This is a genomic window from Methylotuvimicrobium buryatense (genome assembly GCF_005931095.1).
In the GTDB taxonomy this organism is placed as follows: Bacteria; Pseudomonadota; Gammaproteobacteria; order Methylococcales; family Methylomonadaceae; genus Methylotuvimicrobium; species Methylotuvimicrobium buryatense.
The window spans coordinates 62,352-74,296 of the sequence record NZ_CP035467.1; the positions used below are offsets into that span (position 1 = coordinate 62,352).

Consider the following 11,945-nt stretch of genomic DNA (forward strand, 5'->3'; position numbering starts at 1 on the left):
ACCCATCCATGGGGGCTTGGCGGCAGCTCGAACGCCAAGGATGGCGTGTAGTAGGGCACCAACAGTAGGCGCTTTAGGCGATGCAGGGCAGAAAAATGCTCCTGCATTTTCTGCATTCATTACATCCATGTAACTCAGCAATTGCCGAGGAGCAAAAATCTGCCCTGCTGCCGACATCCTCGCCAAGCATACCCCACACCCTTTTTGATCTCCAAATTGGGAATTGCTGCCAAAGTCGATAAAACCCTGACATTGTTCAGGAAAATGCTATAGTCGTTATGCCCTAGGTATTTTTTCTAACCCGCAATGATTCCCCTAATGGCATGACCCAAATTTTAAATCACAGTATCCTCGAAAAGCTCGGCGAAAGTATGCACGCAAATGTTTTTAAAGCGCAGCATGTAAGCACTTCGCAGTTAGTCGTTTTAAAGGATATCAAGCTACGTTTTTGCGTGAAGGGTATTGGCGATTATGTTCGGCAACAAATCGACTTGCTCAGTCAGTTGGCCTTGCCGCATAGCATAATTCCGGAAATCCTCAGCAGGGAAAACGGCAGGCTTGTTTTGCGTCAGCTTTATCTCGATGCTAAACCGTTATCCGAATGTTTGTCGGTAGGTTCGGAACCGGATATCGAACGTGTGCTGACGATCGCCGTAGCGCTGGCCGAACGGCTCGAAGAAATCCATAAAGCCGGGCATATTCACAAAAGTATCAAGCCGACTAATATTTTGATACGGTCGGATAATTTATCCGTCCAAATAATCGACGACATTCGTATCCTCGATATCAATCAGGTCAGTCATTTTATCTACGATCCGCATTTTCGGACACAGACCCTGCCTTATCTTTCGCCGGAACAGACCGGGCGCATCAAATACACGGTGAATTATGCAACCGATTTGTATTCTTTGGGCATGGTGCTTTATGCCTGTCTAACCGGTAAGGCACCGTTTTCATTTAACGATCCGATCGCAATCGTTCATTCGCATCTTGCCGAAACGCCGGAGCCCTTACATCAAATCGACCCGCTAATTCCGACAGCCTTAAGCAATATTATTGCATTGCTTTTGGAAAAAGCACCCGAAAAACGCTATCAAACCGCATCCGGCCTCGCCAACGATCTGCGCATTTGTTTGACGCAATGGCAGATGGAACGGCGTATCGACGATTTCGTATTAAAGCAGCGCGATTTCAGCAACCGGATTACGATCCCTTCGGTAATGGTTGGTCGAGACAAGGAAAAGAAGCAATTATTGGGCGAATTCAACAAAGTCTGCTCGGGCGTCTTTCGCGCTGCATTAATTTCCGGTTGGTCGGGTATCGGGAAGACCCGGCTGATTCAAGAACTGCAACTACCGATCGTCGCGCATTCCGGCTATTTCACATCGGGTAAGTTCGACCAGTTTAAAAAACACATACCTTACAGCACCTTGATACAAGCCTTCACGAGCTTGATCAAAACCTTTTTGTCCGAAGATAAGGATAGGATCGACTACTGGCGAAAACGTATTGGCGAGCAATTGGGCGATAACGGCCGCTTGATGATCGACTTGGTGCCGGAATTGGAATTGATCATTGGCCCGCAGCCGAACGTCGCCGATTTGCCGCCGGTCGAAGCGCGCAATCGTTTCAACGATACCATCGGACGTTTTATCGCTGCCTTGGCCAGCGCTGAAAATCCGTTGACCTTATTCATCGACGATTTGCAATGGTGCGACGGTGCAACCTTCGATGTCCTGGAAAGTCTATTCGACAATTCGGCGGAATATCCTTGGCTGTTTTGGGTGGGCGCATACCGGCATAACGAAGTCGATACCGGCCATCGATTGAATCGCTTGATCGAACGCATCAAGCGTGATGACCGGCCGTTGTTGGAGATTCGTCTAAATGCCTTGGGCTTGCATGAGGTCAATTTGATGACGGCCTACATTCTCAATACCTATCCGGTTCGGACCGAAGCATTGGCCGAGATCATATTTCAGACCTCTGCGGGTAATCCGTTGTTCGTCAATGAAAGTTTACGCTGGCTGCATAGTTACCGGCATTTGCATTTGGGCGATGACGGCATTTGGACCTGGGATGACGAACATTTACGGCATACCGAAATTCCCGATACGGCTTTGGATTTGTTTAAGGACAAAATTACGAAGCTGACTCGTCAAACGCTCGACTTGTTGATGATTGGTGCCTGTTTGGGCGCGCGCTTTCAAGCCGAAGATTTGGCGCGCGCCGCCGGTATCGAAATGTCGGTTTTATATCAATCATTGTCGGAAGCCTTTGTCGATAACATTTTGTTGCGTGAAAAAAATCAACTCTATTTCTTTCACGACCAAGTTCAAGCGGCGGTCGAGAGTTTCATGGATGAAACGAAAAAACGCGACGTTCATGAGCGCATTGCGCAGGCCTATATTGAAGCGATTCCCGAAAACGCCGATCTTGAGACGCAGCCGAACTTATTCGCGGTCGTCGAACACTTGGAGGGCGGTCGTCCGCAAAACCCCAGCGCGAAGCGGATTAAACAAGAGGCCGTGTTTAATTACCATGCCGGAATTGCCGCGATGAAAGCACTGGCGATGGATAACGCCAATTTTTTCTTTGCGCAAGCTAAAGCCTTGTATCCCAATCCGGACTGGGACAGCGATTATGAATTTTTATTCGATTTGCATAAATATCTGGCACGAACCGAAATGGCGCTCGGCAATCAACCGGCTTCGGAGGCGATACTCAATACCTTGATTGAAAAAGCGAAAAGCGATCTGGACCGGGTCGACTGTTTGTACGAGCAGACCACGAGTCTGTCGTCTATGGGCAAGTTCAAAGAGGCGATTGAATTGGGTAATCGCGGCTTGAGCTATTTTGGGCGCGCGATTCCGGACGATGATAATGAGGCCTTGCGGCGTGCAGGAAGCATTCTGGAACAAATTCATCAAGGGCATGACGATGTTTGGCAGCAAATTCTCGATATTACGCTCAGCGGCGATCGCGCGACGCGGATCGAAACCGGCATCTATAGCGAATTGATTCCGGATTATTACTTGGCCGGCATGGTGCCGCAATTGTATCTTTCCGCGATTCAGTCGACGCAAAACTGTTTGGCCGGCGGTGTCGATGAAACGGTGATTTACGGTTTTTCGATGGTCGGATTGTATTTGCAGCGTCAGGATAAATACGACATGTCGTTTCGATACGAAGATCTCGGCCTCGCGTTATCGGAGCGCTATCCCGATACCTTCGGTGCGACCAAGGGAATCAACGGCATATTATGGACCAATATGCATAATCGAAGGTCATCCGAGCATATCATTCAGCAATGTCAGCAAAATATTCACCGCGGCAAAAATTGCGGCGATTTATACAACGCCGGTTTGTCCTACGGGCCTTATCTTTGGCATTTGATCCATCGCGGCAACGATTTGTATCAGGTGATTAGTGTGGCCGAAGAATGCCGGCGTTTTTCGAAAAAATTTAATCTGTCGTTATCGCTCGGGCTTGCCGAAAGCGTATTGGCCGGTTGGGTCGACGAAATGAATGTCGGCCGAAACAAGCTAACCGAGGCGAAAATCGATGCCAAGTTAAAACGTTGGGAGCAAGACAAGCATGTCGTGTCGATCGGCGGATATTACACTTTAAAAGGAATAAGCAGTCATTATCTCGGCGATTATCGGCAGGCGGCCGGTTATCTGGCAAAGGCCGAGCCGTATTTACGCGGCCTAAGCGACAATATTCTCAATCGACTCTGGTATGTTTTCCGCTACGTCAACGGTTTAAGACTGTATAGAACAGTGGACGGAGACGAACATGATCTGCTGTCGAAATGCTTCGAACGGGTCGAGGTTTGGTCTTCGTTAGGACCGATTCTCACCCCCTATTTACTGTTCATGATGATGGAACGGGCTTGTCACGCCGATGACTTTAGTCAGGCGCGGCGATATGGCTTGGATGCGATCGATTCGGCCAAGTCGCGGCAATTTCTATTTTTGGAGGCATTTTTACACGAGCGGCTGGGGCGGATGTTGCTCGATAGGCAACACGATCATACTTCGTATCATTTGAATCGGGCCGTTAAAATTTATCGGCAATGCGGCGCCGAAATCAAAACGGCGCAATTGGCGAAGCAATATTCGTTCACGGTTATCGAAAGACGTAAACAGACCGAGCAATCGTTGGCGCAATTGCTCGATGTCGACTATTTGGTTCGAGCGACTCGAACGATCACGCAACAACTCGATTTCAAACCCTTACTGGTGACGATCATGGAATCGGTAATGGCGCGCTTGGGGGCTAAAACCGGTTATTTGCTGATTGCCGAAAATCAGCAATTAAAAAAATTGGCGAAAGGCGTCAAGCATGACCGGGTCGAAGTCGAGATCCGCGACGGTAGCGAATTGCCGGCCGAGACCCTTAGCCTTGCGATCGTCAATTATGTTTACCGAACCGCCGAACTGGTGGTTTTGAACAATGCCGCGGCCGAAGGCGATTTTAAAACCGATGATACGGTACAGGGTAGGCAACTTAAATCGGTATTGTGTTTGCCGTTGCAAATGCAACAACAAGTACTGGGCGTTTTGTATCTGGAAAACAGTTTGATCAAATCGGTTTTCTCGCTCGAAGATATCGAAATGACCCGGCTATTGACCGCGCAAGCGGCGATTGCGCTGCAAAATACTTTGTTGATCGAAGAAATGAAACAAAGCCAGCTGCAAATCAATTTGCTCAATAAGGAGCTTGAACAACGGGTTGCCGCGCGGACCTCGGCATTAAATAAAGCCAATGAAGAACTGAAAAGTTTTGCTTATGTCGTCTCGCATGATTTAAAAGCGCCTTTACGCGCGATCAATCAATTGTCCGGCTGGATTGCCGAAGATTACCGTGATGCGTTCGACGATGACGGCAAGGAGCAAATGGCCTTATTGCAAAGCCGGGCAAAACGCATGCATGAGATGATCGACGGTATTTTGCAGTATTCGCGGGTTGGGCGCATCAAAGAACCCGACGAACAAGTCGACATCAATGTGTTATTAATGGAAATGGTTAAGCATATCGCACCGCCGCCGCATATCGAAATCAAGATGCAAGCCGGCTTACCGACGATCGTAGGAGAAAAGCTTAAAATATTTCAGGTTTTTCAAAATTTACTGGATAATGCGATTAAATATAACGATAAAAGCCATGGGGTTATTGAAATAAGTTGCCGCGAACACGAGTCCTGCTGGGAATTCAGCGTCAAAGACAACGGTCCGGGCATCCCAAGACACTATCAGGAGAAAATCTTCCAACTGTTTCAAACACTCGCGCCAAAGGATCAATCCGATAGCACCGGTATCGGATTAAGCCTAATCGAGAAAATAGTCGACAACTGGGGCGGCCGCATCCGGATCGAGTCCGAACCGGGCTGCGGTTGCGATTTTTTGTTTACGATACCGAAAACCGCACAACATGAATAACATACAACCCATTCTCTTGGTCGAGGATGATCAGGTCGATGTGATGACCGTTCAGCGGAGTTTCAAAAAACTTGGCGTACTCAATGAATTGTTGGTCGTGCACGACGGCGAACAAGCGCTCGAGTATTTACGCAATCCTAAACATGGCTTGCCGGCCATCATTTTGCTCGATATCAACATGCCTAAGATGAATGGTCACGAATGCCTGAAACATCTCAAAGAGCATCCGGTATTCAGAAATATTCCGGTCATGATGCTGACGTCATCAAAAGAAAGGCATGATGTCGACCGTTGTTTCGACTTAGGAATTTCCGGGTATATTCTCAAGCCGGTCGATTACGAACAGTTTTTAGACGCAATTCAGGTACTTAAGCCTTATTGGACGCAACGTTCATGAATCGGAAAAAGCCGGTAAACTTGCTGTTAGTCGAAGACGATTTGGCCGATCAGATGAGTTTCAAGCGCTTTGTCAAGCAAGAGCAATTACCTTACGACTATACGATTGCAGGATCGGTGGCTGAAGCGGTTGATCTGTTGAAAAAACAGACTTTCGAGATCGTGTTGGCCGACCATGCGCTCGGCGACGGTACCGCATTCGATATCGTCGATTATATTCCGATGGCAACGCCGATTATTTTCGTGACCGGCAGCGGTAACGAAGCCGTCGCCGTGAAGGCTCTGAAGCTGGGTGCCGCCGATTATTTGACCAAGGATCTCAACGGCGAATATCTGCATCTTATTCCGATTACAATCGACAATGTTTTAAAAGCGAAAGCGGTCGAGGCGGAACTGGAATCTTATCGCCGGCATCTCGAAAAATTGGTTGAAGAACGTACCGCCGAATTGCGTTTGGAAATCGATTACCGCAAGCGGGCCGAGGAAAGGCTGATGCAGGAAAAAGAGCGCGCACAAGTAACCCTCAAATCGATCGGCGATGCGGTGATCGTCACCGGCGATACGGGCCTGATCGAGTTCATCAATCCCGCCGCCGAAAAACTGACCGAATGGCGGCATGCCGAAGCACTCGGCCGCCCTATCGATGAAGTTTTCCATATTATCGACGAAAAAACCCGAAAGCCATTGCCGAATCCGGTCGCTCAATGTTTATCCGAGGGTGAGTCGAAAATTCTGGTGACCGGAACAGTTTTAATCGATCGATTGGGCCGCGAATATGCGATACAGGATTCAGCGGCTCCGATTCGCGGGGAAGGTAACGAAATTCAAGGCGTAGTTTTGGTATTCAGCGATGTCAGTCATGCCCGACGTTTATCGAGAGAGCTGGCCTATCAAGCGTCGCACGATCCATTGACGGGCTTGGTCAATCGCCGCGAATTCGAGACGCGGCTGAACCGCGTATTGCAGACTCGTAAAGTATGCGAAGATCAATTTGCGTTTTGCTATCTCGATCTCGATCAATTCAAAGTGATTAACGATACTTGCGGACATACCGCCGGCGATGAATTACTCAAGCAGGTTACTTCATTGCTGCAGCGTAAGGTACGCAAACGGGATACGTTGGCGCGCTTGGGCGGCGACGAATTCGGGGTGCTGATGGAGCATTGCGGAATCGAGCAGGCTGAACGATTGGCCGATGAGCTGCGCGAAATCATTGCCGATTATCGATTCAACTGGAACAACCAAAGCTTTCATATCGGAGTCAGCATTGGCTTGATGGCGATCACCGAGGAGTTTAACTGCTTGAACGATTTGTTAATGGTTGCCGATGCCTCTTGTTATGCCGCGAAAGATGCCGGACGTAATCGAGTTTTTGTCTATCAAAAAAACGACGAGGAAATTCGCCGGCTATCCGGGCAAATGCAATGGGTCGCCAAACTTAACGACGCGCTCGACCATAAACGCTTTCAATTATACCGTCAACCTATCTGCACGACCGGAACGCAAAATGGCGAGCATTATGAAATTTTGGTCAGGATTTTGAGTGCCGACCGGGAGGTCATTTTGCCCGGCGCATTTATTCCGGCCGCCGAGCGATACGGCCTAATGAGCCGAATCGACGAGTATATCATCGAAAATACGCTGCTTTGGTTTGCCGAACATTCGGGCGCATTGGCTGATTTGTCGATGTGTTCGATCAATTTATCGGGGCAAACGCTCGGTTCCGATTCGGCTCAACTCTGTATTCAAGCGGCGCTAAAAAAATTCAAGTTACCGGCGGATCGCTTTTGTTTTGAAGTGACCGAAACCGCCGCGATTGCCAATTTGAACCAAGCGACTCGATTCATGGGGGCCTTGAAAACGCTAGGATGCCGTTTTGCGTTGGACGATTTCGGCAGCGGCTTGTCGTCGTTCGCCTATCTAAAAAATCTGCCGGTGGATTTTCTAAAAATCGACGGAATGTTTGTCAAGGATATTTGTTGCGATCCGGTCGATTTGGCAATGGTCAAATCGATCAATGAAATCGGGCACTTGCTTGGCAAACAAACGATTGCCGAATTCGTCGAAACCGAAGAGATCTATTTACATTTATTGGAATTAGGCGTCGACTATGCGCAAGGCTTTTGGTTGGGTCGCCCCGAGCCGTTGGGCGAATAAGAAAAATAAAGAAAAAGACACCACTATTCGCTACCGCGACGGAACGATTTCATAATCATCAAAAACGCCAGAAAATCGTAGAGTCCGTGAATGATCATCGGCGTCATCAGGTTTCTTTCGCCGCCGAAGTCCATTGCCAAGCCGAGATAAATACCGATTAAGGTTGCCAGTAGCGCATAAAGCGGTGTCACGGCATGGACCAATCCAAAAATGATATTACTGCCGATAAGTCCCGCCGCTATACCCCAAGACGCTTCGATCCACGGTTGAATCAATCCTCTAAACAATAACTCCTCTGAAAATCCTGCGATCGCGGCGAGAAAAAAAATATCGGTCCAATGGCACGTTTTCAGCCCGGAACCCAAAGTGTCGACCAGTAAGCTGCGAATTTTACGAATCGACGGGATATTGATTTGCTCTAGCGCGAAAAAAAATATAAATAACGGCACCGTGCCGACAATACCGTAAAAAAGCGCTTGTTCGGAAAAATAAAGATCGGCAAAAGGGTTAATACCGGCGAACCAGCCCAACAAAGCGGCGACTAGAATCAGCGAGCCTTCGAAATTGCAGGCGGTGGTAAAAAAGCGGGAAGAGTCGAATGAGGATTTGGCCATGAGGGAATCGTAAATTAATCGGCATAGGGATTCTAAACAAAAACAGCTAAAATGCTCAATCCGTTGTCGTTTAAAAGAATCCGATTATGCAGTGTTTTATTTATAAAAGTCTAAAAAAAGAAGAGCTTTATTTGTACATCGATAAAAAAGACGACTTTACCGAAGTGCCGGATACTTTGTTCAAGTCAATGAGTCCGATGCAATTCGTGATGGAACTCGAGTTGACGTCGGATAGAAAATTGGCCCGCGAAGATTCAGGGAAAGTGATCGAGAGCCTTAAAGCCAAGGGCTTTTTCGTGCAAATGCCGCCAATATTGCTTTCGGGAGGTGGTAAAATTCAATGAGGGAAAGGCTATTCGCATTGGGTATTTTCTGTAGTCGTACCTTTCTCGAGGCAAAAATCCAACGAACATTTCGGTAAATATTCAGCCCATCTCTTTGATATAGCGATCGTAGATCAAAATTCGGCACCGGAGTGTCCGTCAAAGGGTGCTGTGTGATACCAGCAATTCCCAGTTTGAGTAGTTTCGCCGATTTTAGGGTGTGGGGTATGCCTGTCGAGGAACGCCGTAAACCCATCCATGGGGGCTTGGCGGCAGCTAAGCGCCAAGGATGGTGTGAATGCAGATTTTGCATTACGCCAAGGATGGCGTGTAGTAGGGCAATGCAGGAGCAATTGCCGAGGAGCAAAAATCTGCCCCTGCTGCCGACATCCTCGCCAAGCATACCCCACACCCTTTTTGATCTCCAAATTGGGAATTGCTGCCGGGATGCACATCAAAGGACGCCGTGAATACGTCCCTGTAGGCTCTATGCTGGCAAAGCCTTTGCCGAGCACCTCGGCGCCTCCTCAGGCACTGCCGAAATTTGAAGTGCGAAAGGTATATTCACTTTCCCTATCGTTTCCACGCAAAGCGTGGGAACGATAATTGCCAGGGAACTGAATATTCACAAGTAAATTATTGAGATGGGCAATTCTGGAATAGCATGATTTTAAAAAATAGGTATTATTGAATGTTGAATAATATCCCTAATAGGATTAGATCGATTATCAAAAAGCGAGGGTTTATACGTTATTTGAATAATATCCTATGGCTAATGAGCGAGAAGGTCTTACGCATAGTCGCCGGGTTGCTTGTTGGAATATGGGTGGCTCGATTTCTGGGGCCGGAACAATTTGGTGTGTTGAGTTATGTGCTTTCGTTTACCGCTATTTTTGGGTGTGTGGCAAAATTAGGTTTTGACGGGATATTGATAAGGGACTTAGTAAACGAGCCGAATGAACGTGACAAGTATTTGGGAACGGCATTTTGGTTAAAAATTATAGGTGCAATTCTAGCCTTGACATTTATCGCGGTTATTCTTCCTTTCACATCAAACGATGCGACGACTAATCTATATATTTTTATTATAGGGGCGGGAATAATTTTCCAAGGTTTTGAGGTTATTGATTTTTATTTTCAATCTAAAGTACAAGGAAAAGTCGTTTCCATTTGCAAGACTATTCAGCTAGCATTGTCGTCACTTATCAAAATATATTTGGTTTTGGTTAAAGCGGAGCTTTTATGGTTTGTACTCGTTGTGCTTGTCGATAGTCTTAGTCTTGCCATCAGTTATATTGTCGCCTATCGATTACAAAAAAAACCAACATTTTACCGAATATTCGATTTAGCCATCGCCAGAAAGCTACTTAAAGAATCCTGGCCGATGATAATATCCGGTGTTGCTATATCGGTTTATATGAAAATCGATCAAGTAATGATTAAGGAGATTATGGGGCCTGTATCGGTGGGTTATTATGCCGTTGCAGTAAGGTTAACAGAAGTATGGTTATTTATTACTGCTGCGGTGACTACCTCATTATTTCCAGCCGTATTGAATGCAAAAAAAGTCGACGAAAAGTTGTATTATCAAAGGCTCTTAAACTTATATAGGCTTCTGATACTTATTTCGGTTGTAATATCGATAGCAATTACTTTGTTTTCGGAAGAAATTGTCGAAACTGCTTTTGGTTCCGAATACTTGCCGTCAGTCGGTATTTTAATTATTTATATATGGTCTAATATATTTATTTTTATGAATAATGGTTCCAGGATGTGGTATACGGCTGAGAATAAGCAAAAGCTGATATCGTTTAATCTAGTTGTCGGAGCGGTGATTAATGTTGTGCTTAACTTAATACTCATTAACCATTATGGTCTTATTGGCGCTGCTTTTGCGACTTTAATTTCTTATTTTTTGGCTATATATTTAGGCAATGCCATTTTTAAAGGAACTAGAATAAACTTCAAACTTCAAACTAAGGCGTTGTTGACATTTTATTGGATCAGTTGGGATAAAAATGGAAAATAAAAAAACAATATTTATTCATATTGGTTACCCAAAAACAGGGACGACTACCTTGCAAAACCATTTTTTTCCAAATATTGAAGATATACAATATTTAGGTAAATTTTATGATAAGGAAAATAAATTTGTATTCGAAGATGAACTGATAGCTAAAATAATTTTCAATGATGAAGTCAGATCGCAAATAAGCAGCACTCTTGATGATAGCGTAATAAAAAATAAAGCTATTCTTTCAGAAGAGGCATTTTTATTCGATTGCTTGCGGATATCAAGGATAAAAGGGAAAGATTATTTACCTAGTTGTAATAATATTGCCATGGCTTTAAGAAGAGCATTTGATGAGAATCGATATGACGTAAAAATTCTAATTTCAATAAGAAAGCATGATGACATGATAGCATCTCTTTATGCGCAATCATATACGCATTATTATTCTAAATATAATGAGACGGATACTTTTTTAAAATTTTTAAGTTTATTTTTAGAAGATAAAAGTGAGCATGCATTTAAAAAATCTCTGGATTATAATGATGTTGTTTCTCAATATAAAAAAATATTCGGCGACAGAAATATCCATGTAATCGTATTCGAACAACTCCAACATGATCCTAAAGAATTTTATAATAATTTATGTGATTTTTTGGGTGTCGATGGCAATTGCATACAAAAAGAATTCATAGATAAGCAAGAGAATATTCGAAGCACTAGTCACGGTTATAAGAGAATAAGAAAAACGACGCTTTTGGATAAGTTATATTTTTTCAAAGAAAAATATTTGCCTATTGCTAAAATCAAGCTTTCAAAAAGACAAAAAGAATGGTTGCGTTCGATTGTGCTTTCAAAAAATGATCATATTAGCAAGTCCATATCTATGAGTTCTGAGCAAAGGAAGGCGATTTTGGAGATCTATGAAGACGCTAACAAAAAATTATCCCAGAGTTTTAAGCTAAGTCTGGGGAAGTATGGCTATTACAAGGACTGATAA

At 45.3% G+C, this 11,945-nt stretch carries 7 protein-coding genes; 6 read left to right on the top strand and 1 reads right to left on the bottom strand.

Translation table 11 applies throughout. The features are described 5' to 3' along the window. Positions 1-323 precede the first annotated feature (323 nt). Genes EQU24_RS00300 through EQU24_RS00310 form a run of 3 tightly spaced genes read left to right on the top strand, consistent with a single transcriptional unit; the run spans position 324 to position 7,997 of the window. Positions 324-5,444 (top strand): AAA family ATPase, encoded by a 5,121-nt coding sequence (locus tag EQU24_RS00300; RefSeq protein ID WP_017841420.1) that lies wholly within the window; start codon positions 324-326, stop codon positions 5,442-5,444. Further along, entirely contained in the window at positions 5,437-5,841 is a 405-nt protein-coding gene (locus tag EQU24_RS00305; protein WP_014146573.1) for a response regulator, read from the top strand. The genes EQU24_RS00300 and EQU24_RS00305 overlap by 8 nt, the downstream gene beginning before the upstream one ends. Then, complete coding sequence (locus EQU24_RS00310) at positions 5,838-7,997, top strand: EAL domain-containing protein (RefSeq protein WP_017841419.1); 2,160 nt, start codon at positions 5,838-5,840, stop codon at positions 7,995-7,997. Before EQU24_RS00305 ends, EQU24_RS00310 begins: the two co-directional genes overlap by 4 nt. A gap of 23 nt (positions 7,998-8,020) precedes the next feature. On the opposite strand, the gene EQU24_RS00315 is transcribed toward EQU24_RS00310, so the two are convergent. Further along, entirely contained in the window at positions 8,021-8,611 is a 591-nt protein-coding gene (locus EQU24_RS00315) for a CPBP family intramembrane glutamic endopeptidase (RefSeq protein WP_014146575.1), read from the bottom strand. 86 nt (positions 8,612-8,697) lie between these two features. Here EQU24_RS00315 and EQU24_RS00320 point away from each other — a divergent pair, with 86 nt between their 5' ends. The 3 genes from EQU24_RS00320 to EQU24_RS00335 all read left to right on the top strand — a co-directional run bounded on the left by EQU24_RS00320 (position 8,698) and on the right by EQU24_RS00335 (position 11,942). Next, positions 8,698-8,955, top strand: a complete 258-nt coding sequence (locus tag EQU24_RS00320; RefSeq protein WP_014146576.1) for a YcgL domain-containing protein — start codon at positions 8,698-8,700, stop codon at positions 8,953-8,955. Positions 8,956-9,625: 670 nt separating this feature from the next. After that, entirely contained in the window at positions 9,626-10,963 is a 1,338-nt protein-coding gene (locus tag EQU24_RS00330) for a flippase (RefSeq protein WP_017841418.1), read from the top strand. Beyond that, positions 10,953-11,942, top strand: coding sequence for a sulfotransferase domain-containing protein (locus EQU24_RS00335; RefSeq protein WP_017841417.1), 990 nt, complete (start codon positions 10,953-10,955; stop codon positions 11,940-11,942). Before EQU24_RS00330 ends, EQU24_RS00335 begins: the two co-directional genes overlap by 11 nt. Positions 11,943-11,945 lie beyond the last annotated feature (3 nt).

Coding starts and splice junctions, on each gene's coding strand:
- EQU24_RS00300 (WP_017841420.1), top strand. CDS start 324: ATGACCCAAATTTTAAATCACAGTATCCTCGAAAAGCTCGGCGAAAGT.
- EQU24_RS00305 (WP_014146573.1), top strand. CDS start 5,437: ATGAATAACATACAACCCATTCTCTTGGTCGAGGATGATCAGGTCGAT.
- EQU24_RS00310 (WP_017841419.1), top strand. CDS start 5,838: ATGAATCGGAAAAAGCCGGTAAACTTGCTGTTAGTCGAAGACGATTTG.
- EQU24_RS00315 (WP_014146575.1), bottom strand. CDS start 8,611: ATGGCCAAATCCTCATTCGACTCTTCCCGCTTTTTTACCACCGCCTGC.
- EQU24_RS00320 (WP_014146576.1), top strand. CDS start 8,698: ATGCAGTGTTTTATTTATAAAAGTCTAAAAAAAGAAGAGCTTTATTTG.
- EQU24_RS00330 (WP_017841418.1), top strand. CDS start 9,626: ATGTTGAATAATATCCCTAATAGGATTAGATCGATTATCAAAAAGCGA.
- EQU24_RS00335 (WP_017841417.1), top strand. CDS start 10,953: ATGGAAAATAAAAAAACAATATTTATTCATATTGGTTACCCAAAAACA.